This window comes from Rhodococcus sp. AG1013 (assembly GCF_003350365.1).
Lineage (GTDB): Bacteria > Actinomycetota > Actinomycetes > Mycobacteriales > Mycobacteriaceae > Prescottella.
Genome location: NZ_QQAT01000011.1, coordinates 1 through 24,650, shown reverse-complemented (window position 1 = coordinate 24,650; position 24,650 = coordinate 1). Strand labels below are relative to the sequence as shown.

The following is a 24,650-nucleotide window of genomic DNA, read 5'->3' as shown; positions in this document are numbered from 1 at the left end:
TCTGAGAGGGCGATACTGGGTAATCGGTGTGCTCGTCCAGGCAATAAGATGGACTCCTGTGACTCCAGCCGACCTTGCCGAACTGCTCCGAGGGACCGCCGCGAAGGTGCTCGCCGAGCACGGACTCGACGTATCCGTACTGCCCGCGACGTTGACGGTCGAGCGTCCGCGAAATCCCGAGCACGGCGATTACGCCACCAACGTGGCGATGCAGGTCGCCAAGAAGGCCGGCGTCAATCCCCGCGATCTGGCCACCTGGCTGGCGGAGGCGCTGACGGCGTCCGAGGGCATCGACTCGGCCGACGTCGCGGGACCCGGCTTCCTCAACATTCGCCTCGCAGCCGACGCGCAGGGCGCGATCGTCGCGAAGGCGCTCGAGGCGGGCGCGGCGTACGGCGCGGGTGACGCGCTCGCCGGGAAGCGGATCAACCTCGAATTCGTCTCCGCGAACCCCACCGGCCCCATCCACCTCGGTGGAACCCGCTGGGCCGCGGTCGGCGACGCGCTGGGCCGTATCCTGTCCACGCAGGGCGCCGACGTGACGCGCGAGTACTACTTCAACGACCACGGCGCCCAGATCGACCGCTTCACGCGTTCGCTGATCGCCGCGGCGAAGGGCGAACCGGCGCCGGAGGACGGGTACGCCGGCGAATACATCGTCGACATCGCCGCCGATGTGCAGAAGCAGGCCCCGGGCGTCCTCGAGCTGCCCGAGGCCGAGTGCCACGAGACCTTCCGGTCCATCGGCGTCGAGCTGATGTTCACCCACATCAAGCGCACGCTCCACGAGTTCGGCGTCGACTTCGACGTCTACTTCCACGAGAACTCGCTGTTCGAGTCGGGCGCGGTGGAGACGGCGGTCGAGACCCTCAAGAGCTCCGGCAACCTGTACCACGAGGACGGTGCGTGGTGGCTCAAGAGCACCGACTTCGGTGACGACAAGGACCGCGTCGTCATCAAGTCGGACGGCAACGCGGCCTACATCGCCGGTGACATCGCGTACTTCCAGAACAAGCGGGCCCGCGGCTTCGACCTGTGCATCTACATGCTCGGCGCCGACCACCACGGCTACATCGGCCGCCTCAAGGCCGCCGCGGCCGCGTTCGGTGACGATCCGGACACCGTCGAGGTCATGATCGGGCAGATGGTCAACCTCGTTCGCGGCGGCGTGGCCGTGAAGATGAGCAAGCGAGCCGGCACCGTCATCACCCTCGACGATCTCGTCGAGGCGATCGGCGTCGACGCCGCCCGGTATGTCCTGGTGCGCTCGTCGGTGGACCAGAGCATCGACATCGACCTCGAGCTGTGGACCAGCACCAGCAACGAGAACCCGGTGTACTACGTCCAGTACGCGCACGCGCGCCTGTGCTCGATCGCCCGCAACGCCGCCGACCTGGGGTTGAGCGCGGAGAACCCGAACCTGGGTCTGCTCACGCACGACCGCGAGGGCGACCTCATCCGCACCATCGGCGAGTACCCGCGCGTCGTGGCGAAGGCCGCCGACCTGCGCGAGCCGCACCGCATCGCGCGGTACCTCGAGGAGCTCGCGGGCACCTACCACCGCTTCTACGACGCGTGCCGCATCCTGCCGCAGGGCGAGGAGGAGGCCGGCGACCTGCACACCGCGCGTCTGGCCCTGTGCGACGCGTCGCGTCAGGTGCTGGCCAACGGTCTCGGACTGCTCGGCGTCTCCACCCCGGAGCGCATGTGAACGCGCATCCCGCCGGTCCCCGGCACGCCGAGATCCAGCACGCCCCCGGGCTGCCGCCGCGTCCGACCACGGCGTCGGCGATGACGGCGCTGCCCGCGCAGGTGTGGCCGCGTGGCGCCGAGCGTGGCGCCGACGGTGTCGTCCGCATCGCCGGTGTCCCGGTCACCGACCTGGCCGCGAAGTACGGCACCCCGCTGTTCGTCGTCGACGAGGACGACTTCCGGTCCCGGTGCCGCGAAATGGCGCGCGCGTTCGGCGGCGCCGAGCGCGTGCACTACGCGTCCAAGGCGTTCCTGTCCGCCGAGATCGCCCGCTGGGTGCGTGACGAGGGACTGTCGATGGACGTCGCATCGGGCGGCGAACTCGCCGTCGCGCTGCACGCCGGGTTCCCCGCCGGGCGCATCACGATGCACGGCAACAACAAGTCCGTCGCCGAACTCGACACCGCGGTCACCGCCGGCGTCGGGCACATCGTGCTCGACTCGATGGTCGAGATCGACCGCCTGGACGAGGTCGCGGCTCGGCACGGTGTCGTGCAGGACGTGCTGATCCGGATCACGGTCGGTGTCGAGGCGCACACCCACGAGTTCATCGCGACCGCCCACGAGGACCAGAAGTTCGGGTTCTCGCTGTCCGGCGGCAAGGCCATGGAGGCGGCTGCCGCCGTGTTCGCTTCGGCGAACCTGCGACTGGTCGGTCTGCACAGCCACATCGGCTCGCAGATCTTCGAGGTCGACGGCTTCGAGCTGGCCGCGCACCGCGTGATCGGGCTGATGCGCGAGATCGTCGACCGTTTCGGGCCGGAGAAGACCGCGCAGCTGTCGATCGTCGACCTCGGCGGCGGTCTCGGTATCTCGTACCTGTCCAGCGACAATCCGCCGCCCGTGGACCAGCTCGCGGCCAAGCTCGCGCACATCGTCGCCACCGAGTCCGAGGCCGCGGGACTGCCCACCCCGACCCTCATGGTCGAACCCGGCCGCGCGATTGCCGGTCCGGGCACCATCACGCTGTACGAGGTCGGCACCATCAAGGACGTCACCCTCGACGCCGGTGCGACCCGGCGGTACATCAGCGTCGACGGCGGCATGAGTGACAACATCCGCACGTCGCTGTACCAGGCGGAATATGATGCGCGTCTGGTCTCGCGGGACAGCGACGGCGAGCCCGTCGTCGCGCGTGTCGTCGGCAAGCATTGCGAAAGTGGTGACATCGTCATCCGCGACGCGTGGATGCCGGACGACCTGGGTCCCGGAGATTTGCTCGCGGTCGCGGCGACGGGCGCATACTGCTATTCGATGTCCAGCCGGTACAACCTGCTCACCCGCCCAGCCGTGGTGGCAGTGCGAGACGGCGCCTCACGCCTAATCTTGCGTAGGGAAACTGTGGAAGATCTGCTCAGCTTGGAGGTTTCGGAGTGACCAGCGAATCGGCGCAGCGCGCCATCGGGGTGGCTGTTCTCGGCCTCGGGACCGTGGGCAGCGAGGTGGCTCGGATCATCCGGGACCACTCGACGGACCTCGAGGCCCGAGTCGGTGCGCGTCTGGAACTGCGCGGTGTCGCGGTGCGCCGCATCGACGGTGATCGCGGCGTGCCGCGGGAGTTGCTGACCACCGACGCGGAGTCCCTCGTGACCCGCGACGACGTCGACGTGGTCGTCGAGGTGATCGGCGGTATCGAGTTGCCGCGCAAGCTGGTGCTCGCAGCGCTCAACGCGGGCAAGTCCGTGGTGACGGCCAACAAGGCCCTGCTCGCCGAGTACACCGGCGAACTCGCCGAGGCGGCAGAGCGGCAGAGCGTGGACCTGTACTTCGAGGCCGCCGTCGCCGGCGCGATCCCGGTGATCCGCCCGCTGACCCAGTCCCTCGCCGGTGACCGTGTGGACCGCGTCCTCGGCATCGTCAACGGCACCACCAACTTCATCCTGTCCGCGATGGACGAGACCGGCGCCGACTACGCCGACACGCTCGCCGAGGCCGGTCGTCTGGGTTACGCCGAGGCCGACCCGACCGCCGACGTCGAGGGCTTCGACGCGGCGTCGAAGGCCGCGATCCTCGCATCGATCGCGTTCCACACCCGCGTCACTGCCGGTGACGTGTACCGCGAGGGCATCTCGAAGATCACCTCCGCCGACCTCGATGCCGCGAAGTCGCTGGACTGCACGATCAAGCTGCTGTCGATCTGCGAGCGCATCGTCGGCGAGGACGGCAGCGAGCGCGTCTCCGCCCGCGTGTACCCGGCGCTCGTCCCGCGCGAGCACCCCCTCGCCGGTGTCAACGGCGCCTACAACGCCGTGGTCGTCGAGTCCGCCGCCGCGGGCCGCCTGATGTTCTACGGCCAGGGCGCCGGTGGCGCTCCCACCGCGTCGGCCGTCATGGGCGACCTCGTCATGGCCGCGCGCAACCGCGTGCACGGCGGACGCGGACCCCGCGAGTCCAAGTACGCGGACCTGCCGATCGCGCCGATGGGCGACATTCCCACCCGGTACTACGTGAACATGCAGGTCGCCGACCGCGCCGGCGTCCTCTCGGCGGTCTCCGCCGAGTTCGCCAAGCGTGGCGTCAGCATCTCCACGGTCCGGCAGGAGGGCGCCGGCGACGGCGCGCGCCTGGTGGTCGTCACTCACCTCGCGAACGACGCGGCACTGTCGGAAACGGTTGCCGCCCTTGCCGAACTCGAATCTGTAACCGCTGTGACCAGCGTGCTCCGACTGGAAGGTACCTCCGAATGACCGGCGCCAACCCCAAGGCCGATACCAAGACCACCCCCGTCCACACGCCGTGGCCGGGACTGATCGAGGCCTACCGTGACCGGCTCGCGATCGGACCGAACTGGAAGACCGTCACCCTGCGCGAGGGCGGCACGCCGCTGCTGCCCGCCGGGCACCTGTCGGAGCTCACCGGCTGCGACGTGTACCTCAAGGTCGAGGGCCTCAACCCCACCGGTTCCTTCAAGGACCGCGGCATGACGATGGCCGTCACCGACGCCCTCGCCCGCGGCCAGCAGGCCGTGCTGTGCGCGTCCACCGGTAACACCTCCGCCTCCGCCGCCGCGTACGCCGCCAAGGCCGGGATGGGCTGCGCCGTGCTGGTTCCGCAGGGCAAGATCGCGATGGGCAAGCTCGCGCAGGCCGTCATGCACGGCGCGCGAATCATCCAGGTGCAGGGCAACTTCGACGACTGCCTCGAGCTGGCTCGCAAGACCACCGCCGAGTTCCCGACCATCGGCCTGGTCAACTCGGTCAACCCGGTGCGTATCGAGGGCCAGAAGACCGCCGCATTCGAGATCTGCGACGCCCTCGGCAAGGCCCCCGACGTGCACGCGCTGCCCGTCGGTAACGCCGGCAACATCACCGCCTACTGGCGCGGCTACTCGGAGTACTTCGCCGACGGGATCACCTCGGTGCGTCCGCGCATGCTCGGTGTCCAGGCCGCCGGTGCCGCTCCGCTGGTGCACGGCGCCCCGGTCAAGGATCCCGAGACCATCGCGACCGCGATCCGCATCGGCGCACCCGCGTCGTGGGACGGTGCCGTCGCCGCCAAGGAGGAGTCGAACGGCGCGTTCCGTGCCGCGACCGACGAGGAGATCCTCGAGGCGTACCGCCTGATCGCGGCCACCGAGGGTGTCTTCGTGGAGCCGGCGTCGGCCGCCAGCGTCGCGGGCCTGCTCGCCGCGCGCAAGGAGGGCTGGCTCGATTCCGGCCTGACCGTGGTCTGCACCGTCACCGGCAACGGCCTCAAGGATCCCGACACCGCGCTCGCGGGCATGCCTGCGGTGCAGCCGATCCCGGTCGACCCCGTGGCTGTCGCCTCCGCCCTCGAGCTGGCGTAGTGACCGCGGCCAGGGACACGGCAGCCACGCCGGCGAACCAGGACGAGACGACCCGGACCACGACTCGGAACCAGACGATGACACAGACCCTCCCCATCGGACTCACGGTGACCGCGCGCGTCCCCGCGTCCAGTGCGAATCTCGGTCCGGGATTCGACACCCTGGGGCTGGCGCTGGGTCTGTACGACGAGATCACGGTCACCACCACCGAGTCGGGCCTGACCGTCCGGGTCGAGGGTGAGGGCGCCGACGACGTGCCGTGGGGTCCGTCGCACCTCGTCGTCCGCGCCATCGAGCGGGGTCTCGAAGCGGCGGGAGTGTGGGCCGACGGCCTGGATGTGGTGTGCCGGAACGCCATTCCGCACTCGCGCGGGCTCGGTTCCTCGGCCTCGGCCGCTGTCGGTGGCCTGGCCGCGGCCAACGGACTCGCCCGCAAGGCGGCTCCCGAACTCGAGCTCACCGACGCGCAGCTGGTGCAGCTGTCGTCGGAGTTCGAGGGACATCCCGACAATGCCGCCGCCAGCGTGCTGGGCGGGGCAGTGGTGTCGTGGAGCGAGACCTCGGACGACGACGATGCGCAGCGCCTCTACCGCGCGGTGCGGTTGCCGGTGCACCCCGACGTCCGAGTGGTGGCACTGGTGCCGTCCGAGCGTTCGTCGACCGCGCTCACCCGCGGACTGCTGCCGGAGACGGTTCCGCACCGCGACGCCGCGTTCAACGTCAGCCGCGGTGCGCTCGCGGTCGTCGCGCTCACCCAGCGACCGGATCTGTTGATGACCGCGACGGAGGACAAGCTGCACCAGACGCAGCGCGCTCCGGCGCTGCCGTTGACGACGCGGTGGATCGCGAAGCTCCGTGAGGCGGGGATCGCGGCCACCGTCTCGGGCGCCGGCCCGACCGTGCTGGCGCTTTCCGACCGGCCGTTCCCGGAGGCGCTGCGGGTCGAGGCCGAGCGCGAGGCCCTGCGAGTGCTCGAACTCGAGATCGCAGACGGCGTTCAGATCGACTGAGTCCGGATGGACCGATGGGACGCGCTCAGGACTGGTTCTTGCCGAGTAGGGCATTCGCCGCTATCCTGAGCGTGTCCGTACATCGTGCGCTTCAGACGCCGGTGCTTCACCAGGGCAATCACTCCATTTCTTCGGGGTAATCCTGGCACGATTCCTACGCGATTTCTTCTGCGTGGATCGATCGACAGCACCCGCCTTCTCGGGTGATGTGATGGGGGACAAGGCCGACATTCCATCCAGCGGATACGGCACATCCGAGTTCAGTTGTCGACTGAACTGCGGGACGAACCCTCGGCTTTGCGCAGCGCGAGCGAGGGAAGGAAAGGACCTCCGTGACCGATACGGACCTGATTGCCACGCCTGTTCAAGATTCCCCGGCAGAGGCCGAGGGTGCCCGGGCGGGTAATTCTCCAAAGACTTCTGACGCTGCACCGCGCGAGGGCGCGGTCGTCGCGTCCACCAAGCGTGCCGAGGCCCGGCGTGGAGCCGGGCTGTCCGGGATGGTGCTCGCCGAGCTTCGTTCGCTCGCGGGCGAACTCGGTATCAAGGGCACCTCGGGAATGCGCAAGGGTGACCTGATCGCCGCAATCAAGGAGCGTCAGGGTGGCTCGAGTGCCGCCAAGGCGGCTCCTGCCGAAGCCGCTCCCGCCGCGGAAGCGCCGGCGCCTCGCAAGGAGAGCGCCGAGTCGTCGGCACCGGCGACTGCCGATGTGCAGGAGAGCGCCGACGCCGAGCAGGGCAGCCGTCGTGGTCGTCAGCGTCGCGGCGCCTCGCGTCGTACGGGTGCTCCCGAGGGTGCCGAGGCGGAGAACGCGCAGGCCGACACCGCCCAGGCCGAGCCCAAGGCGGCCGACTCCAAGCAGGAGCAGGGCCGGGAGCAGACCAAGGACCAGGGCAAGGACCAGCAGTCCGACGACCGCGGCGAGCGCGGCGGACGTCGTGAGCGCGGTGAGCGCGGTGAGCGCGGTGAGCGTGGCGAACGCGGTGACCGCGGCGAGCGTGCTCAGGGCGGCGACCGCTCCCAGGGCGGCAACGGACCTCGTGGCGAAGGTCGCGGTGAACGCCGTGACGGTGACGACGAAGAGGGCGGTCGCGGACGTCGCGGACGCCGTTTCCGTGAGCGCCGTCGTGGACGCGACCGTGGCGAGGGCGGCGAGGTCCGCGAGGGCCGCGAGCCCGAGATCCGCGAGGACGACGTCCTGCAGCCGGTCGCCGGCATCCTCGACGTCCTCGACAACTACGCGTTCGTGCGCACCTCCGGCTACCTCGCAGGCCCGAACGACGTGTACGTCTCGATGAACCTGGTTCGCAAGAACGGCCTGCGTCGCGGTGACGCGATCACCGGCGCGGTCCGCGTTCCCCGTGAGGGCGAGCAGCAGAGCAACCAGCGGCAGAAGTTCAACCCGCTGGTGCGCCTGGACACCGTCAACGGTGGCGACGTCGAGGCGGCGCGCAAGCGTCCGGAGTTCAACAAGCTCACGCCGCTCTACCCGAACCAGCGACTGCGCCTCGAGACCACGCCGAACATCCTCACCACGCGTGTCATCGACCTGATCATGCCGATCGGTAAGGGTCAGCGTGCCCTGATCGTGTCGCCGCCGAAGGCCGGTAAGACCACCGTCCTGCAGGACATCGCGAACGCGATCACGGTCAACAACCCCGAGTGCTACCTCATGGTCGTCCTCGTCGACGAGCGTCCCGAGGAAGTCACCGACATGCAGCGCTCGGTGAACGGCGAGGTCATCGCCTCGACGTTCGACCGTCCGCCGGCCGATCACACCTCGGTTGCCGAGCTGGCGATCGAGCGCGCGAAGCGCCTCGTCGAGGCCGGTCGCGACGTCGTGGTTCTGCTCGACTCGATCACCCGTCTGGGCCGCGCGTACAACAACTCGTCGCCCGCGTCGGGACGCATCCTGTCCGGTGGTGTCGACTCGACCGCGCTGTACCCGCCGAAGCGATTCCTCGGTGCCGCTCGCAACATCGAGAACGGTGGCTCGCTGACCATCATCGCGTCCGCGCTGGTCGAGACCGGCTCGACTGGTGACACCGTGATCTTCGAGGAGTTCAAGGGCACCGGCAACGCCGAGATCAAGCTCGACCGCAAGATCGCCGAGCGTCGCGTCTTCCCGGCGGTGGACGTCAACCTGTCCAGCACCCGCAAGGACGAGCTGCTGATGAGCCCCGACGAGTTCGCCGTCGTGCACAAGCTGCGGCGTGTGCTCTCCGGCCTCGATTCGCACCAGGCCATCGACCTGCTCGTCGACCGCCTCAAGAAGAGCAAGAGCAACATCGAGTTCCTGATGCAGGTCTCGAAGACTGCTCCGGGCGCGCTGGGGGACTGACCTCCACAGGCCCGAACCTGATCGACGACCTCGTCCCCGTGTGCCTCGCGCAGCGGGGACGAGGTCGTATCGGGCGGGAATCAATCTGCGTGGGGGCGCGTTTATGAGGATGCGTCCGCCTCTGGCAGAATGGGCGATCGCGTGACAATCATGTCCGGTTCCGGTTCACGGCCTCGAACGGCGAGGTCGACCCGGCGGCCATCGAAAGGGACACCATGAAGGCTGGAATCCACCCCGAATACGTCGCCACCACCGTCGTGTGCGGTTGCGGTAACACGTTCGAGACCCACAGCACCGCGACCAGCGGACGTATCAACGTCGAGGTCTGCTCGCAGTGCCACCCGTTCTACACCGGCAAGCAGAAGATCCTCGACACCGGCGGCCGCGTGGCTCGCTTCGAGGCTCGCTACGGCAAGCGTGCCGACAAGAAGGCCGCTGCCGACCAGTAGCTGTCCCGCCGACGCCCGTCCTGCGATTCTGCAGGCCGGGCGTCGGTCTTTTTCTCCGGCACGACAGTTGTGCCGTCCCCTGAACCGCGTTTGGCGCGCTTGCCGCGGTCCGGAGGCTTCGAAAACACCGACAAGTGCGCGAAACGCGAAACAGGAGCCCACCATGGCAGGGACGACGCAGCCGTCGGCGATCGACGACATCCTGGCCGAGCACGCAGGTCTCGAGCAGCAGTTGGCCGATCCGGCACTGCACAACGATCCGACCGCGGCACGCAAGGCCGGCAAGCGCTTCGCCGAGCTCGCACCCGTCATGGCCACGTACGCCAAGCTCGTGGCGGCGCAGGAGGATCTCGAGGCGGCGCGTGAGCTCGCCGCCGACGACTCCACCTTCGCGGCCGAGATTCCCGCGCTCGAGGAGACGGTCACCGAGCTCGACAAGGCACTCACCGACCTGCTGGCCCCGCGGGATCCGCACGACGGCGACGACGTGGTGCTCGAGCTCAAGTCCGGCGAGGGCGGCGAGGAATCGGCGCTGTTCGCCTCCGACCTCGCCCGGATGTACGTCCGTCACGCCGAGCGGGCCGGCTGGAAGGTCGAGATCCTCGACGCCACGGTCTCCGATCTCGGCGGATACAAGGACGCGACCATCTCGATCAAGTCGAAGGGCGACGTCCGCGACGGTGTCTGGTCGCGCCTTAAGTTCGAGGGCGGCGTGCACCGCGTGCAGCGGGTGCCGGTGACCGAGTCGCAGGGACGCGTCCACACCTCCGCCGCCGGTGTGCTGATCTACCCCGAGCCCGAGGAGGTCGAGGAGGTGCAGATCGACGAGACCGATCTGCGCATCGACGTCTACCGCTCGTCGGGCAAGGGTGGCCAGGGCGTCAACACCACCGACTCCGCGGTGCGGATCACCCACCTGCCGACGGGCATCGTCGTGACCTGCCAGAACGAGCGTTCGCAGCTACAGAACAAGGCCCGCGCGATGCAGGTGCTCGCGGCACGCCTGCAGGCTGCCGCTGAGGAGGCCGCGGACGCCGAGGCGTCGGCGGGTCGTCAGAGCCAGGTCCGCACGGTCGACCGCTCCGAGCGCATCCGCACCTACAACTTCCCCGAGAACCGCATCACCGATCACCGCATCGGGTTCAAGGCGCACAACCTCGACGCGGTCCTCGACGGCGACATGGAAGCGCTGCTCGACGCCCTCGGCAAGGCCGACCGCGAAGCGCGTCTCGCTGCCGAGTAGCCGCCCGCGTCAGGGGACGACGGTGGTGGCGACGCCGCCCTGCGCCAGCACACAGGGCTGACCGGCGCCGTTGGTGTAGACACCGTCGAGCACGGTGACGACGGTGCCCGGTCCGGTGTCCGCGACGAACTCGGCGCGGGTCCCGTTGTTGGTGAGGGTGGCGATGCCGTTGGCGCCGGTGGAGTTGTTGACCCACACGACCCTGCCGCCGCCGGCCGGCGGCGGCTCGTCGACGCTGATCGCGAGCCGTCCACCGGGCAGTGGAGTGGCGTCGGCGACTCCCATCCCGTTGGGGCAGATCGCCGGTGCCGGCTGTACGTCGAACGGGGTGGCGTGCGCGAGAGCGGGTCCGATCGCGACGGTGACTGTGGTGAATGCTGCGGCGGTCAGCAAGCGCGCCGCTGTGGCGGAGAACATGGGATGTTCCTTCGTCCGGCCTCGGTCTGACGGTGTCCAGACCGGTCGTATTCTATCGCCGGTACGGCCGCTGGAGCGTCCGCGCAAGCTGTCCGGCACCTATCCGTGCTGCGTCCGTGACCGACGTGGCAGTCTGTACCCGTGAGACAACCCATCCGCCTGGCCATCATCGAGGCAGCCGCCGAGTTGGAGAGAGCCGGGGTCCCCTCGGCGCGGGTGGATGCCGAGCTCCTCGCCGCGCACCTGCTGGGCGTCGAACGGACGCGACTCGGCCTCGTGCCGCTGGTGGACCCGCCCGTGATCGACGAGTACCGCAAGCTCGTGGCGCGCCGCGCGGAACGTATTCCGCTGCAATACATCACGGGATCGACTGCGATGGGCAACATTTCGCTCGAGGTCGGGCCGGGGGTGTTCGTTCCGCGGCCGGAGACCGAACTCCTGCTGGCGTGGGCGCTCGCACATCTCGAGTCGTCCGGCCGCCGTGCGCCCGTCGTGATGGACCTGTGCACCGGATCCGGCGCGCTCGCGCTGGCGATCGCGCACGCCAGGCCCGATGCCGTCGTCCATGCCGTGGAACTCCAGCCGGAGGCGCTGGCGTGGGCGCGCCGCAACTCCGATCGTCGGCGCGAGGCCGGCGACACTCCGATCCGCCTCCTCCAGGGCGACGTGACCGACCGCGCGTTACTCACCGAACTCGAGGGTGGCGTCGACCTCGTCGTCTCCAATCCGCCGTACATTCCCGAGGGCGCCGTGCTGGACCCCGAAGTGGCCGACCACGATCCGCACACCGCGCTGTTCGGTGGGGCGGACGGGTTGTCGGTGATCAAGCCGATGGTCAACAACATTGCGCGGTGGCTGCGCATCGGCGGCGCGGTGGGCGTCGAGCACGACGACACCAACGGCGCCCAGGTCGCCGAACTGTTCCGGTCACGCCGGGTGTTCGATCACGTCGTCGAACATCCGGATCTCGCGGGTCGGCCCCGATTCGTGGTGGCGCACCGCGTTGCGACCGATGTCGAGGCGGCACGATGACGGCGCTCCGAGCGTGAGTGAAAGGATGGGGGAGTGAGCACCGTCTACGACTGCAAGCAACCCGACAACCGTGAAGCAGGACTGACCGCGGCCAAGAACGCGCTGCGGGCCGGCCGACTGGTCGTGCTGCCGACCGACACCCTGTACGGACTGGGCGCCGACGCGTTCGACGGTGACGCCGTCGCAAGCCTGCTCAGGGCCAAGGGGCGCGGTCGGGACATGCCGGTGCCGGTCCTGGTGGGGTCGTGGAACACGATCGACGGACTCGTCTACTCGGTGCGCCCGCAGGCACGCGACCTCATCAAGGCCTTCTGGCCCGGTGGTCTGAGTCTCGTTGTGCAGCAAGCGCCTTCGCTGGCCTGGGATCTCGGCGACAGCCGGGGGACGGTCATGCTGCGGATGCCGCTGCACCCGGTCGCGCTCGACCTCCTGCGTGAGGTGGGTCCGCTCGCGGTCTCGAGCGCCAACATCTCCGGACGCCCGCCGGCGACCACCGTCGACGAAGCCCGCGACCAGTTGGGCGGGGCCGCCAGCGTCTACCTCGACGGCGGACCGGCCGCCCACGCCGTCGCGTCGACGATCGTCGACCTCACCGGCGACGAGCCGCGCATCCTCCGCGAGGGAGCGGTGTCGACCGCCGACGTCGCCGAGGTGCTCGGTGTCACCGCGGAGAGTCTGCTGCCGGGAGGGGCGTAGTCGTGACGGGACTCGTCGTGCACAATCCCGGCCGTCGGCCGGTCGGCCGGTAGCGTCGTCCAGGTGAGTCCTGCGGATACGGCCCTGCTGGCGCTCGCCCAGGGTGGCAACGGGGCGGGTGTGCCGCTGCGTGAGCTACTCCTGGTGCTGTTCACCGCAGCCGTCGTCACGTTCCTGGGGACGGGCGCGGTCCGGGTGCTCGCGATTCGCTTCGGGGCGGTCGCCGTGCCCCGCGACCGCGATGTCCACGTACAGCCCACGCCACGACTCGGTGGTGTCGGGATGTACATCGGCATGCTCGTCGCGCTCCTGTTCGCGCAGCAGCTACCGGCCCTGACACGTGGGTTCGAGTTCACGACCGACATCAGCGCGGTCCTGGTCGCCGGTTTCGTCATCGTGCTGGTCGGCGTGATCGACGATCGCTGGGGCCTCGACGCGCTCACCAAGTTCGTCGGTCAGGTGACCGCGGCCGGGATCCTCGTCGTCATGGGGGTCAGTTGGTACATCGTCTTCCTGCCGTTCGGCGAGGGCACCACGGTGATCCTCGATCAACTGCAGGCGGGCTTGGTGACGGTCGCGGTGGCGGTCGTGATGATCAACGCGATGAACTTCGTCGACGGCCTCGACGGCCTCGCGGCCGGGCTCGGGCTGATCGCGTCGCTCGCGATCTGTGCCTTCTCGGTGGGACTGCTCCACGACCAGGGCGGCGACGTCAGCGCGTACCCCCCGGCGATGATCGCGGCGGCCCTCGCCGGCGCCTGTCTGGGTTTCCTGCCGCACAACTTCCAGCCGGCCCGGATCTTCATGGGCGACTCCGGGTCGATGCTGATCGGTCTGACCCTGGCAGCGGTCTCGACGAGTGCGTCCGGCCGGATCAGTCTGAGTGCGTACGGGTCCCGGGATCTGCTCGGCCTGCTCTCACCGCTCCTGCTGGTGGGTGCGGTCATGTTCATTCCGATCCTCGATTTGCTGCTCGCCATCGTCCGGCGGACGCGTGCCGGGGTCAGCCCGTTCAGCCCGGACAAGATGCACCTGCACCATCGACTGCTGCAGATCGGTCACTCGCACCGTCGCGTCGTGTTGCTGATCTATTTGTGGGTCGCGGTGCTCGCGTTCGGAGCGGTCGGCTCGGCGCTGATCGATCGGCGGGTCGTGGTCCTACTGGTGGCCGGTGGACTGGTGTTCGCGCTGGTGGTCACGGCGGTCCCGTCATGGCGTGGATTGCAGCAGGATCGCCGCCGGTAGCCAGGGCGGGGGCAGCGGGCGTCCCGCAGCCTTCCTCTAACCTGGGTGCCGTGACTTCGACCCCCGCGCCGTACTCTTCCGATCCCACCGCTGCCCTCCGCCGAGGCGTCCGTTACGGACTGCTCGGACTGCTCGTGCTTGCCGTCGGAGGCGCGATCGTCGCGAGCCTGTTCGCCGGTGTCGAGGGATTGTGGGGGGCGCTCCTCGGAGCGGCCGTCGGCGGCGGATTCATCCTGTGCACCGCCCTCGCGGTGCTGCTGACCGCCAAGCTCCCGGCCGTAACGGCCGGCGCGGTGCTGCTCGGCAGCTGGCTGCTGAAGATGATCCTCGCGATCACCGTCCTCGCGATCCTGGACCCACTGGACTTCTACAACCGCCAGGCCATGGTCATCGTCATTGTCCTGTCGCTGGTCATCGTGCTGGGCGCCGAGACTTACGGCGTGATGCAGACCAAGGTTCCGTATGTCACGCCCGCCGAGTCCGACGACGACGGGGGCACCGACTAGCCCGTCACCGTGCGGGCCCGCAGGGGGGTGCCGGGAATGCCCGGAGAGCCTTTCCCGGATTCAAGGGGTACCCCATCTACACAACGTCGTAGATGTCTTGATAGTCTCTGGGCCAAGCGAGTGTGCTGACTACGGGAAATTCCATAGAACCCGCAGATTGGGCCGCGCTTGCAGGCAGCAGGGGTCGTCGGAGTTGTCCGAATTTTCGATTCGGACGGAACCGCCCTCGCGTTGCCGAGTCGACGACCGTCGCCGACACCGACAGACGCCAGGACCGGTTCACCCGGGTCTCCAGCTGCTGACGAATACGCGAGCCGACCTGGTCGACTTGTTAGATCGTCAATGTCCGATCGAACCGCAGACAGTGATGCCTGCGGCCGACTACGGGAGAGACCGCTGAGCGTCACCTTCATGGCCGCGGGTGAATACCATCCGCCGTCACTCGATGATTTCTACCCGCCCGCAGTGCTGTTCGAAGGCACCGCCTTCGAGCTCGACCGTCTGATGCTGATCCGTCTGCTGATGTCGGGCCTGGTGGCACTGTTCTTCATCATCGCGATGCGTAGCCCGAAGATCGTTCCCCGCGGTATCCAGAACGTTGGCGAGATTGCTCTCGATTTCGTCCGGATCAACATCGCGGAAGACATCCTCGGCAAGGAGCAGGGAAAGCGTTTCCTGCCGATCATCACGACCATCTTCTTCGTCGTGCTGGCAAGCAACATCGCGAGTATCACGCCGTTCTTGAACATCTCGCCCAATGCGAAGATCGGTATGCCGCTCGTGCTCGCTGCACTGGCATACATCACGTTCAACTACGTCGGCATCAAGAAGTACGGCTTCTTCAAGTACGTGAAGTCCAGCATCGTGGTGCCTGGTGTTCCGCCGGCGCTGCACGTGCTGCTCATCCCGATCGAGTTCCTCTCGACCTTCGTGCTCCGGCCGTTCACGTTGATGGTCCGTCTCATGGCCAACATGCTCGCGGGGCACATCCTGCTCGTGCTGTTCTTCAGCGCCACGCAGTACTTCTTCTTCACCTCCGGAGGGTTCCAGGCGATCTTCGGCGTGCCGTCGATCCTGGCCGGCATCGCCATGACCTTCTTCGAGTTGCTGGTGATCTTCCTGCAGGCGTACGTCTTCGCCCTGCTGACCTCGGTGTACATCGACCTGGCTCTCCACGCCGACTCGCACTGACCACTCACAATCGTTAGACCTGTCCCACTCGCCGCCCGGCGGTGGGCAATAGAAAGGGAACGGAACACCACATGAGCGTTGCGCTTCAGGCAGTTGAGGTCCTCGCGCAGGATACGACGACCACCTTCAAGGGTCTCGGCGCAGTCGGCTACGGTCTCGCGGCCATCGGCCCGGGCGTCGGCATCGGTATCGTCGTCGGCAAGGCGATCGAGGGCATGGTCCGTCAGCCCGAGATGGCCGGCCAGGTTCGTACCACGATGTTCCTCGGTATTGCATTCACCGAGGCCCTCGCGCTGATCGGCCTCGTTGCCGGCTTCATCTTCTAAGAACACACCATGTCAACCACCATCGCATTGCTCGCGGCCGAGGGGGAAACACACAACCCCCTCCTGCCCGCGACGTATGACATCACTTGGTCGATCGTTGCCCTGGTGGTCGTCGGGTTCGTCTTCTGGAAGTTTGTCCTTCCGATGTTCCAGAAGGTTCTCGCCGAGCGCACCGAGCAGATCGACGGCGGCATCAAGCGTGCCGAAGAGGCTCAGGCTGAGGCCAAGGCCGCGCTGGAGCAGTACCATGCCCAGCTCGCCGAGGCTCGCACCGAAGCCGCACAGATCCGCGAGGAAGCACGTACTCAGGGCCAGCAGATCATCGCTGAGATGAAGGCACAGGCTCAGGAGGAGAGCGACCGCATCGTCGCCGCCGGTCACAGCCAGCTCGTCGCCCAGCGTCAGCAGATCGTGACCGAGCTGCGGGGAGACCTCGGCAAGACCGCGGTCGACCTGGCCGAGAAGGTCATCGGGGAGTCTCTCGCCGACGACGTCAAGCGCGCCGGAACGGTTGATCGCTTCCTCAACGAGCTGGACGCAGTCAGCGCCGATTCCGCAGCAGGAAAGTGAGCACCATGTACGCAGCGAGCCGTGAAGCCCTGACGCAGACCCGTACTGCGCTCACCGCGGCGTTGGATTCCGTCTCTCCCGGCGCGGCCACTTCGGCCGCGGCGCAGGCTGGATCCGAGCTGTTCTCGGTGGTCGAGGTTCTCGACGGTCAGCGCACTCTTCGGAGTGCCCTGGCCGACGCGTCCACGCCTGCCGCTGGTCGACAGGGCCTGGCCCGCCAGGTGTTCTCGGGGAAGGTCGGCGCCGAGGCGCTGGCAGCCCTCGAGGCCGCCGCGGGCCAGGACTGGTCGACCTCGGCGGATCTGCTGAACTCGCTGGTCACGGTCGGACGCGAGTCCCTGCTCCGGGCAGCGGCGGACCAGAACCAGAGCGACACGGTCGAGGACGAGCTCTTCCGCCTCGGCCGCATCGTTGCCGGCAATCCGCAGCTGGAGCAGGTCCTTTCGGATCGTTCGACGCCCGTCGCCGGCAAGCGCGAGCTGCTGTCGAAGCTGCTGTACGGCAAGGTCACCGCGATCACGGAGGCCCTCTCCATTCAGGCCGTGGGTCGCCTGCGGACCGCTCCCGCTGACGCGTTCGACGAACTGTCGACGCTGGCTGCGGCTCAGCGGAACAAGGCCGTTGCGCACGTGCGCAGCGCCTCGGCGTTGTCGAGCGAGCAGGTCGATCGCCTGTCGGCGACGCTGACCCGTACCTACGGCAAGCCCGTCACCGTGCACGTGGAGGTCGAACCCGCCCTCCTCAGCGGCATGGTCGTCCGGGTGGGCCACGAGGTCATCGACGGGAGCGCGGCCGGTCGCCTCGCTGCCCTGCGGAAGACCTTCAAGTAGCCGACGACCGAACACATACTCCCGATCTTTTCGAAGACCAGATACCGAGAGCAGGAAAAACATGGCGGAGCTGACGATCTCCTCCGACGAGATCCGTAGCGCGATCGAGAACTACACCGCGAGCTACTCACCGGAGGCCTCCCGCGAGGAGGTCGGCACGGTGTCCGACACCAGCGACGGCATCGCTCACATCACCGGCCTGCCGTCGGCGATGGCCAACGAGCTGCTGGAGTTCCCGGGCGGCGTGCTCGGCGTGGCGCTGAACCTGGACGCGACGGAGATCGGCGCGGTCGTCCTGGGCGACTACGAGCACATCGAAGAGGGCCAGGAAGTCAAGCGGACCGGCGACGTTCTGTCGGTGCCGGTCGGCGACGGCTACCTGGGTCGTGTCGTGGACCCGCTGGGTCGTCCGATCGACGGCCTCGGCGACATCGAGACCACCGAGACTCGCGCGCTCGAGCTGCAGGCCGCTTCCGTGCTGGAGCGTCAGCCCGTCGAGGAGCCGCTGCAGACGGGTATCAAGGCCATCGACGCCATGACCCCGATCGGTCGCGGCCAGCGTCAGCTCGTCATCGGCGACCGTAAGACCGGCAAGACCGCGGTCTGCGTCGACGCCATCCTGAACCAGAAGGCAAACTGGGCGACCGGCGACCCGAAGCAGCAGGTCCGCTGCATCTACGTCGCGATCGGCCAGAAGGGCTCCACCATCGCCGGCGTCAAGCAGGCGCTCGAGGAGCAGGGCGCGATGGAGTACACCACCATCGTCGCTGCCCCGGCCTCCGATTCCGCCGGCTTCAAGTGGCTGGCCCCGTACACCGGTTCGGCCATCGGCCAGCACTGGATGTACCAGGGCAAGCACGTCCTCATCGTGTTCGACGACCTGACCAAGCAGGCCGAGGCGTACCGCGCCATCTCGCTGCTGCTGCGTCGTCCGCCGGGACGTGAGGCCTACCCGGGTGACGTCTTCTACCTGCACTCTCGTCTGCTGGAGCGTTCGGCCAAGCTGTCCGACGAGCTCGGTGGCGGTTCGCTGACGGCTCTGCCGATCATCGAGACCAAGGCCAACGACGTCTCGGCGTACATCCCGACCAACGTCATCTCGATCACCGACGGCCAGGTCTTCCTCGAGTCCGACCTGTTCAACAAGGGCATCCGCCCGGCGATCAACGTCGGTATCTCGGTCTCCCGAGTCGGTGGCGCCGCGCAGACCAAGGGCATGAAGAAGGTCTCCGGTTCGCTGCGTCTCGAGCTGGCCCAGTTCCGTGAGCTCGAGGCCTTCTCGGCCTTCGCCTCCGACCTGGACGCCGCTTCGAAGGCTCAGCTCGAGCGTGGCCAGCGCCTCGTCGAGCTGCTCAAGCAGGACCAGTACTCGCCGATCGCGGTCGAGGACCAGATCATCTCGATCTACCTCGCCGGCGAAGGCGTGTTCGACTCGGTTCCCGTCGGCGACGTCCGTCGCTTCGAGGCCGAGCTGCTCGAGGACCTGCACCGCAACGCTGCCGGTGTCTACGAGTCGATCAAGGGCGGCAAGGCCCTCGATGCGGATTCGACCGCAGCCCTCATGGCGGCCACCGACAAGTTCAAGCAGGGCTTCCTCGCCTCCGACGGAAGCCGTGTCGTGAACGAGGCCGAGGCTGAAGCTCTCGACGCTTCCCAGGTCGGCCAGGAGAAGGTCACCGTCAAGCGCACCACTGTCAGCAAGTGAGCGTGGACCCCATGACTCAGCGTCACCCGAAGGGAGAGTGATCGATCGATGGCAAGCATCCGCGAACTGCGTTCTCGCATCAAGTCGGTCAACTCGACCAAGAAGATCACCAAGGCGCAGGAACTGATCGCGACTTCGCGTATCACGAAGGCGCAGGCCCGGGTTGCGGCTTCCAAGCCGTACGCCGAGGAGATCACCAAGGTGCTCTCCGAGCTGGCCAGTGCTTCGGCGTCGCTCGATCACCCGCTGCTCAACGAGCGTGCGAACCCGAAGCGCGCCGCTGTCCTGGTCGTCACCAGTGACCGCGGTATGTGTGGCGGTTACAACTCCAATGCCCTCAAGGAGGCGGAGGAGCTGTTCCAGCTGCTGCGCTCCGAGGGTAAGGAGCCCGTGATCTACGTGCTCGGTTCCAAGGGACTCGGCTACTACACCTTCCGCGGCCGCAACATCGGCGGATCGTGGACCGGCTTCTCCCAGGAGCCCGGTTACGCGGATGCCGCGAAGGCGAGCCGTCACCTGGTCGAGCTGTTCATGGCCGGATCCGGTGCCGAGGTCGAGGCACCGAACGGGGAAGGCACGATCGAGGGCGTCGACGAGCTCCACATCGTCTACACGCGCTTCGTCTCGATGCTCACCCAGAAGCCGGAAGTCCGGCGGATGGCCCCGCTCGAGGTGGACTACACCGAGGATCACATCGAGCTGGGCGAGGACATCCTGTCCAACGGCCAGCACGACGGCAAGTCGGGTCCGGTGGCTGGCTACGACTTCGAGCCCGAGGCCGGCACGCTGCTGTCGGCTCTGCTGCCGAAGTACGTCAGCACGCGTATCTACTCGGCTCTGCTGGACTCCGCCGCCTCGGAGTCTGCCGCCCGTCGTACCGCGATGAAGGCCGCGACGGATAATGCGAACGAACTGGTGAACACCCTGAGCCGTCAGGCAAACCAGGCTCGCCAGGCCCAGATCACCCAGGAAATCAGCGAGATCGTCGGTGGCGCGAATGCGCTGGCCTCGAGCGCAGGAAGTGACTAGCACATGACCGCAGCAGTAACCCAAACCAACGCGAACGGCCAGGACACCACGTCCGGCCGGGTCGTGCGGGTCATCGGTCCCGTTGTGGACGTTGAGTTCCCGCGCGGCCATGTTCCCGACCTGTTCAACGCCCTGCACTCGCAGGTCACCCTGCCGTCGGTGGCGAAGACGCTGACGCTCGAGGTTGCGCAGCACCTGGGCGACAACCTGGTGCGCACCATCTCGATGCAGCCGACCGACGGCCTGGTCCGTGGCGCTGCGGTGGCCGACACCGGCAAGCCGATCTCGGTTCCCGTCGGCGACGTCGTCAAGGGCCACGTGTTCAACGCGCTCGGTGACTGCCTCGACGCTCCGGGCACCGGTCGCGACGGCGAGCAGTGGGGCATCCACCGCAAGCCCCCGGCCTTCGATCAGCTCGAGGGCAAGACCGAGATCCTCGAGACCGGCATCAAGGTCATCGACCTGCTGACCCCGTACGTCAAGGGCGGCAAGATCGGTCTGTTCGGTGGTGCCGGCGTCGGCAAGACCGTTCTGATCCAGGAGATGATCACCCGTATCGCCCGCGAGTTCTCCGGAACCTCGGTGTTCGCAGGCGTCGGTGAGCGGACCCGTGAGGGCACCGACCTCCACCTCGAGATGGAAGAGATGGGCGTCCTCCAGGACACCGCCCTTGTCTTCGGCCAGATGGACGAGCCGCCGGGAACGCGTATGCGCGTCGCCCTGTCCGCGCTGACCATGGCGGAGTACTTCCGCGATGTCCAGGGCCAGGACGTCCTGCTGTTCATCGACAACATCTTCCGCTTCACCCAGGCCGGCTCCGAGGTCTCGACCCTGCTGGGTCGTATGCCTTCTGCCGTGGGTTACCAGCCGACGCTGGCGGACGAGATGGGTGAGCTCCAGGAGCGCATCACCTCGACCCGTGGTCGCTCGATCACCTCGCTGCAGGCGATCTACGTCCCCGCCGACGACTACACCGACCCGGCGCCGGCCACCACGTTCGCGCACCTCGATGCGACCACCGAGCTCTCGCGTCCGATTTCGCAGATGGGTATCTACCCCGCTGTGGACCCGCTGACGTCGACCTCGCGCATCCTGGAGCCCGGCATCGTCGGTGCCGAGCACTTCCGCGTCGCGAACGAGGTCAAGCGGATCCTGCAGAAGTACAAGGAGCTGCAGGACATCATCGCCATCCTCGGTATGGACGAGCTTCAGGAAGAGGACAAGGTCCTCGTCGGCCGCGCCCGCCGTATCCAGAAGTTCCTCGGCCAGAACTTCATCGTCGCCGAGAAGTTCACCGGTGAGCCCGGCTCGGTCGTGCCGCTGCGCGACACCATCGAGGCGTTCGACCGCGTCTGCAAGGGCGAGTTCGACCACCTGCCGGAGCAGGCGTTCAACAGCTGCGGTGGACTCGACGACGTCGAGGCCGCTGCCAAGAAGATCGCCGGAAAGTAGACCGACATGGCTGAGATGACCGTTGAACTCGTTGCCGTCGAGCAGCGACTCTGGTCGGGATCGGCGAAGCTCGTCAGCGCCCAGACGACCGAGGGCGAGATCGGTGTCATGCCCGGGCATGAGCCGGTCCTCGGTCAGCTGGTGGAGGGCGGCGTGGTTTCGATCACGACCGTCGACGGCGAGCGTGTGGTCGCGGCCGTGCACGGCGGTTTCCTCTCGGTGACCGCCACCACGGTGACGATCCTGGCCGAGTCCGCGGACATGGCCCAGGACGTCGACGTCGAGGCGGCCAAGGCCGTCCTGGCTGAGACCACCGACGACCTCGAGGCGATTGCGGTCGCCAAGGGTCAGCTGCGTGCGGTCGAGCGCGCCTAGTCAGTTCACGACGAGCCGCGACGGAGCCGACGAGCAGTGACGATCGGGATGGTAGTTCTCATCATTCTGGTTGTGCTGCTCGCGGTCTTCGTCGCGGCTTTCGTGTATCGACTGACGGTGTTGCGTCGCGGCGGGACCGCCGCGATCCTCCGTGTCACGCCCGCCCCCGGCGGGAGCGGTTGGCGGCACGGAGTGGTGCGGTATGGCGAGGGCTCCCTGGTCTTCTTCAAGCTGTCGAGTCTGCGGCCGGGTCCGGACACGCGGATGAGTCGCCAGGGCATCGAGGTCGGCGCTCGTCGCGGTCCGGTCGGCAACGAGTACGACATCATGACCGACGAGATCGTGATCCTCGAGGTGACGGACGGCGCCCGGACGTACGAGATCGCGCTGGACCGGGGCGCACTGACCGCGTTCCTCTCGTGGGTCGAATCGCGGCCATCGGGGCGTTCGATGCGCGGTCGTCCGGCCTGATCGAGCCGAGACGCCGCTGACGGAAAGAGAAAAGGGAGGCCCGCGGGCCTCCCTTTCGCGTTACCCGGTTGCGGTCAGGCGTCGCCTCCGGCACCGGGCTTCCAGAGGACGTCGCCGCCCGGGTTCGCCAGCCGGCTGACGATGAACAGCAGGTCCGACAGTCGGTTGAGGTACTTCGCCGGAAGCACACCGGTGTCCTCGGGGCTGGCTTCGACGGCAGCCCACGCCGAGCGCTCCGCGCGCCGGGCGATCGTCCGGGCGGAATGGAGCAGGGCCCCGAGGGGGGTGCCGCCGGGCAGGATGAACGAGTGCAGCGGCTCGAGGCGCTCGTTGAACTGGTCGCACCAGGCCTCGACGCGGTCGATGTACGGCTGCGTCACGCGCAGAGGCGGGTATTTCGGGTCCGGGACGACAGGTGTCGAGAGGTCGGCTCCGGCGTCGAAGAGATCGTTCTGAATCTGCCGGAGTACGTCGACGATCTCCTCGGGTGGCGCACCCAGAGCGAGCACGACGCCGATGCTCGCGTTCGTTTCGTCGCAATCCGCGTACGCGATCAGTCGAGGATCGTTCTTGGACACACGGGAGAAATCGCTGAGTCCCGTGGTGCCGTCGTCCCCGGTCCGGGTATAGATCCGCGTCAAGTGAACAGCCATGGGCTAACGGTACCGCCCAGCAGGTCTGCCGCAGCCCTGGCTAGGCTGTGCGACTGTGAGTGAGCGCTTTCTTGTCACTGGTGGAAACCGCCTCGTCGGTGAGGTGCCAGTGGGCGGGGCGAAGAACAGCGTCCTGAAGCTGATGGCCGCGGCATTGTTGGCCGAGGGAACCAGTGTGATCAGCAACTGCCCCGACATCCTCGACGTGCCCCTGATGGCCGAAGTCCTCAGGGGCCTCGGGTGCGAGGTCGTCCTCGAGGGGTCCGTTGCGACCATCACGACGCCGGCCCAGCCCAAGTACCACGCGGACTTCGCCGCCGTGCGCCAGTTCCGGGCGTCGGTGTGCGTGCTCGGACCACTGGTTGCACGCTGCCGGAAGGCGGTTGTGGCACTGCCTGGTGGCGACGCGATCGGTTCTCGGCCTCTCGATATGCACCAGTCGGGACTGCGACTGCTCGGCGCTCACAGCGAGATCGAGCACGGATGCGTTGTGGCGGAAGCCGATGACCTGCACGGCGCGAACATTCGATTGGCCTTCCCGTCGGTCGGGGCGACCGAGAACATCTTGATGGCCGCAGTTCTCGCCAGGGGCGAGACCGTCATCGACAATGCTGCGCGGGAGCCGGAGATCGTCGACTTGTGCAACATGCTGACGAGGATGGGCGCGAAGATCAGTGGCGCCGGCTCGACGACGCTGACCATTCGCGGTGTCGAGAAGCTGGAGCCGACCACGCATCGCGTCATCGGGGACCGGATCGTCGCGGCGACGTGGGGGATTGCGGCGGCCATGACTCGCGGTGACGTCCTCGTTCGCGGGGTGAACCCCAAGCACCTGACTCTGGTGCTCGACAAGCTGCGGGCGGCCGGCGCTCAGGTGTCGGCAGAGGCTGATGGGTTCCGCGTGGCGCAGGCGAAGCGTCCCCAGGCCGTCAACTTCGCGACGCTGCCGTATCCGGGGTTTCCGACGGACCTGCAGCCCATGGCGATCGGGCTCGCCGCGATCGCGGAGGGCACCTCGATGATCACCGAGAACGTCTTCGAGGCGCGGTTCCGCTTCGTCGAGGAGATGATCCGGCTGGGTGCCGATGCCCGGACCGATGGCCATCACGCAGTAGTGCGTGGGGTGCCCGAGCTGTCCAGCGCCCCGGTGTGGTCGTCGGACATTCGCGCAGGGGCGGGCCTCGTCCTCGCCGGCCTGGTCGCGGACGGCGTGACGGAGGTGCACGACGTCTACCACATCGACCGTGGCTACCCGCGCTTCGTCGAGGACCTGTCGGGACTGGGCGGCGACATCCGGAGAGTGGTCGACAGCGAGTAGCGGCCGCGCAGGGGAGGGGCCCTGGAGCCTCTCGAGGGCCTGTGCTCGGCGTCACAACTGGACGTTTGTTCGTAATCGTCGCCGATCGGGCCGCACGACCTGCGGAAAGTCTGCTCCGTACGTCTCCGACCAGGCGGTTTGACGCCCACCGCCGGCTCGCGTAACTTATTCCAGGTCAGAGCGACACGGACACCGACCCGGACCTGAGGGACTGGGAAAACGAGGTTGTACGGAGAGCGCCTGGCGAATCT

24 protein-coding genes are annotated in these 24,650 nt (G+C 67.8%); 22 read left to right on the top strand and 2 right to left on the bottom strand.

Features of this window, described 5'->3' with window-relative positions:
• Nucleotides 1-58 precede the first annotated feature (58 nt).
• From argS to prfA, 8 genes are all read left to right on the top strand, one after another.
• Nucleotides 59-1,711, top strand: coding sequence for an arginine--tRNA ligase (gene argS, locus DEU38_RS14885; RefSeq protein WP_114722189.1), 1,653 nt, complete (start codon nucleotides 59-61; stop codon nucleotides 1,709-1,711).
• Nucleotides 1,708-3,129 (top strand): diaminopimelate decarboxylase, encoded by a 1,422-nt coding sequence (lysA, locus tag DEU38_RS14880; protein ID WP_114722188.1) that lies wholly within the window; start codon nucleotides 1,708-1,710, stop codon nucleotides 3,127-3,129. Before argS ends, lysA begins: the two co-directional genes overlap by 4 nt.
• Nucleotides 3,126-4,439, top strand: a complete 1,314-nt coding sequence (locus DEU38_RS14875) for a homoserine dehydrogenase (RefSeq protein WP_114722187.1) — start codon at nucleotides 3,126-3,128, stop codon at nucleotides 4,437-4,439. The genes lysA and DEU38_RS14875 overlap by 4 nt, the downstream gene beginning before the upstream one ends.
• Entirely contained in the window at nucleotides 4,436-5,539 is a 1,104-nt protein-coding gene (gene thrC, locus DEU38_RS14870) for a threonine synthase (protein WP_114722186.1), read from the top strand. Before DEU38_RS14875 ends, thrC begins: the two co-directional genes overlap by 4 nt.
• Before the next feature lie 77 nt (nucleotides 5,540-5,616).
• Complete coding sequence (thrB, locus tag DEU38_RS14865) at nucleotides 5,617-6,549, top strand: homoserine kinase (RefSeq protein ID WP_114722309.1); 933 nt, start codon at nucleotides 5,617-5,619, stop codon at nucleotides 6,547-6,549.
• 332 nt (nucleotides 6,550-6,881) lie between these two features.
• Nucleotides 6,882-8,891 (top strand): transcription termination factor Rho, encoded by a 2,010-nt coding sequence (rho, locus tag DEU38_RS14860; protein WP_114722185.1) that lies wholly within the window; start codon nucleotides 6,882-6,884, stop codon nucleotides 8,889-8,891.
• 215 nt (nucleotides 8,892-9,106) lie between these two features.
• Nucleotides 9,107-9,340 (top strand): 50S ribosomal protein L31, encoded by a 234-nt coding sequence (gene rpmE / locus DEU38_RS14855; RefSeq protein ID WP_031938367.1) that lies wholly within the window; start codon nucleotides 9,107-9,109, stop codon nucleotides 9,338-9,340.
• Between the two features lie 163 nt (nucleotides 9,341-9,503).
• Nucleotides 9,504-10,583, top strand: a complete 1,080-nt coding sequence (gene prfA, locus DEU38_RS14850; RefSeq protein WP_114722184.1) for a peptide chain release factor 1 — start codon at nucleotides 9,504-9,506, stop codon at nucleotides 10,581-10,583.
• 9 nt (nucleotides 10,584-10,592) lie between these two features.
• Here prfA and DEU38_RS14845 read toward each other — a convergent pair whose 3' ends face one another.
• A complete protein-coding gene (locus DEU38_RS14845; protein WP_114722183.1) occupies nucleotides 10,593-11,000 on the bottom strand; it encodes an amidohydrolase in 408 nt (135 codons plus the stop codon).
• A gap of 141 nt (nucleotides 11,001-11,141) precedes the next feature.
• Between DEU38_RS14845 and prmC the strand changes: the two genes are divergently transcribed.
• From prmC to DEU38_RS14780, 13 genes are all read left to right on the top strand, one after another.
• Entirely contained in the window at nucleotides 11,142-12,032 is an 891-nt protein-coding gene (gene prmC, locus DEU38_RS14840) for a peptide chain release factor N(5)-glutamine methyltransferase (RefSeq protein WP_114722182.1), read from the top strand.
• Between the two features lie 33 nt (nucleotides 12,033-12,065).
• A complete protein-coding gene (locus DEU38_RS14835) occupies nucleotides 12,066-12,728 on the top strand; it encodes an L-threonylcarbamoyladenylate synthase (RefSeq protein WP_114722181.1) in 663 nt (220 codons plus the stop codon).
• A 63-nt stretch (nucleotides 12,729-12,791) separates the two neighbouring features.
• Nucleotides 12,792-13,973 carry a glycosyltransferase family 4 protein gene (locus DEU38_RS14830; RefSeq protein WP_114722180.1) on the top strand — a complete coding sequence of 394 codons (1,182 nt, stop codon included), beginning with the start codon at nucleotides 12,792-12,794 and terminating at the stop codon, nucleotides 13,971-13,973.
• 41 nt (nucleotides 13,974-14,014) lie between these two features.
• Nucleotides 14,015-14,479 carry a hypothetical protein gene (locus DEU38_RS14825; RefSeq protein ID WP_174914605.1) on the top strand — a complete coding sequence of 155 codons (465 nt, stop codon included), beginning with the start codon at nucleotides 14,015-14,017 and terminating at the stop codon, nucleotides 14,477-14,479.
• A gap of 411 nt (nucleotides 14,480-14,890) precedes the next feature.
• Nucleotides 14,891-15,670: a F0F1 ATP synthase subunit A gene (gene atpB / locus DEU38_RS14820; RefSeq protein ID WP_181818792.1), complete on the top strand. Its 780-nt coding sequence runs from the start codon at nucleotides 14,891-14,893 to the stop codon at nucleotides 15,668-15,670.
• A 71-nt stretch (nucleotides 15,671-15,741) separates the two neighbouring features.
• Nucleotides 15,742-15,996, top strand: a complete 255-nt coding sequence (locus DEU38_RS14815; protein ID WP_114722178.1) for an ATP synthase F0 subunit C — start codon at nucleotides 15,742-15,744, stop codon at nucleotides 15,994-15,996.
• 9 nt (nucleotides 15,997-16,005) lie between these two features.
• A complete protein-coding gene (locus DEU38_RS14810) occupies nucleotides 16,006-16,566 on the top strand; it encodes a F0F1 ATP synthase subunit B (RefSeq protein ID WP_114722177.1) in 561 nt (186 codons plus the stop codon).
• Nucleotides 16,567-16,571: 5 nt separating this feature from the next.
• Entirely contained in the window at nucleotides 16,572-17,396 is an 825-nt protein-coding gene (locus tag DEU38_RS14805; RefSeq protein ID WP_114722307.1) for a F0F1 ATP synthase subunit delta, read from the top strand.
• A 61-nt stretch (nucleotides 17,397-17,457) separates the two neighbouring features.
• Nucleotides 17,458-19,101, top strand: coding sequence for a F0F1 ATP synthase subunit alpha (gene atpA, locus DEU38_RS14800; RefSeq protein WP_114722176.1), 1,644 nt, complete (start codon nucleotides 17,458-17,460; stop codon nucleotides 19,099-19,101).
• A gap of 48 nt (nucleotides 19,102-19,149) precedes the next feature.
• Nucleotides 19,150-20,130 carry a F0F1 ATP synthase subunit gamma gene (locus tag DEU38_RS14795; protein WP_114722175.1) on the top strand — a complete coding sequence of 327 codons (981 nt, stop codon included), beginning with the start codon at nucleotides 19,150-19,152 and terminating at the stop codon, nucleotides 20,128-20,130.
• A gap of 3 nt (nucleotides 20,131-20,133) precedes the next feature.
• A complete protein-coding gene (gene atpD, locus DEU38_RS14790) occupies nucleotides 20,134-21,582 on the top strand; it encodes a F0F1 ATP synthase subunit beta (RefSeq protein WP_114722174.1) in 1,449 nt (482 codons plus the stop codon).
• 6 nt (nucleotides 21,583-21,588) lie between these two features.
• Complete coding sequence (locus tag DEU38_RS14785; RefSeq protein WP_114722173.1) at nucleotides 21,589-21,957, top strand: F0F1 ATP synthase subunit epsilon; 369 nt, start codon at nucleotides 21,589-21,591, stop codon at nucleotides 21,955-21,957.
• Between the two features lie 48 nt (nucleotides 21,958-22,005).
• Complete coding sequence (locus DEU38_RS14780; RefSeq protein ID WP_114722306.1) at nucleotides 22,006-22,428, top strand: DUF2550 domain-containing protein; 423 nt, start codon at nucleotides 22,006-22,008, stop codon at nucleotides 22,426-22,428.
• Between the two features lie 74 nt (nucleotides 22,429-22,502).
• On the opposite strand, the gene DEU38_RS14775 is transcribed toward DEU38_RS14780, so the two are convergent.
• Nucleotides 22,503-23,081, bottom strand: a complete 579-nt coding sequence (locus tag DEU38_RS14775) for a cob(I)yrinic acid a,c-diamide adenosyltransferase (RefSeq protein ID WP_114722172.1) — start codon at nucleotides 23,079-23,081, stop codon at nucleotides 22,503-22,505.
• A gap of 55 nt (nucleotides 23,082-23,136) precedes the next feature.
• Here DEU38_RS14775 and murA point away from each other — a divergent pair, with 55 nt between their 5' ends.
• Nucleotides 23,137-24,399 carry a UDP-N-acetylglucosamine 1-carboxyvinyltransferase gene (murA, locus tag DEU38_RS14770; protein WP_114722171.1) on the top strand — a complete coding sequence of 421 codons (1,263 nt, stop codon included), beginning with the start codon at nucleotides 23,137-23,139 and terminating at the stop codon, nucleotides 24,397-24,399.
• The last annotated feature ends 251 nt before the right edge of the window (nucleotides 24,400-24,650 follow it).

Coding starts and splice junctions, on each gene's coding strand:
- DEU38_RS14795 (WP_114722175.1), top strand. CDS start 19,150: ATGGCAAGCATCCGCGAACTGCGTTCTCGCATCAAGTCGGTCAACTCG.
- thrB (WP_114722309.1), top strand. CDS start 5,617: ATGACACAGACCCTCCCCATCGGACTCACGGTGACCGCGCGCGTCCCC.
- rpmE (WP_031938367.1), top strand. CDS start 9,107: ATGAAGGCTGGAATCCACCCCGAATACGTCGCCACCACCGTCGTGTGC.
- DEU38_RS14775 (WP_114722172.1), bottom strand. CDS start 23,081: ATGGCTGTTCACTTGACGCGGATCTATACCCGGACCGGGGACGACGGC.
- DEU38_RS14805 (WP_114722307.1), top strand. CDS start 16,572: ATGTACGCAGCGAGCCGTGAAGCCCTGACGCAGACCCGTACTGCGCTC.
- atpD (WP_114722174.1), top strand. CDS start 20,134: ATGACCGCAGCAGTAACCCAAACCAACGCGAACGGCCAGGACACCACG.
- DEU38_RS14810 (WP_114722177.1), top strand. CDS start 16,006: ATGTCAACCACCATCGCATTGCTCGCGGCCGAGGGGGAAACACACAAC.
- DEU38_RS14815 (WP_114722178.1), top strand. CDS start 15,742: ATGAGCGTTGCGCTTCAGGCAGTTGAGGTCCTCGCGCAGGATACGACG.
- atpB (WP_181818792.1), top strand. CDS start 14,891: ATGGCCGCGGGTGAATACCATCCGCCGTCACTCGATGATTTCTACCCG.
- thrC (WP_114722186.1), top strand. CDS start 4,436: ATGACCGGCGCCAACCCCAAGGCCGATACCAAGACCACCCCCGTCCAC.
- DEU38_RS14785 (WP_114722173.1), top strand. CDS start 21,589: ATGGCTGAGATGACCGTTGAACTCGTTGCCGTCGAGCAGCGACTCTGG.
- DEU38_RS14845 (WP_114722183.1), bottom strand. CDS start 11,000: ATGTTCTCCGCCACAGCGGCGCGCTTGCTGACCGCCGCAGCATTCACC.
- prfA (WP_114722184.1), top strand. CDS start 9,504: ATGGCAGGGACGACGCAGCCGTCGGCGATCGACGACATCCTGGCCGAG.
- DEU38_RS14780 (WP_114722306.1), top strand. CDS start 22,006: ATGGTAGTTCTCATCATTCTGGTTGTGCTGCTCGCGGTCTTCGTCGCG.
- atpA (WP_114722176.1), top strand. CDS start 17,458: ATGGCGGAGCTGACGATCTCCTCCGACGAGATCCGTAGCGCGATCGAG.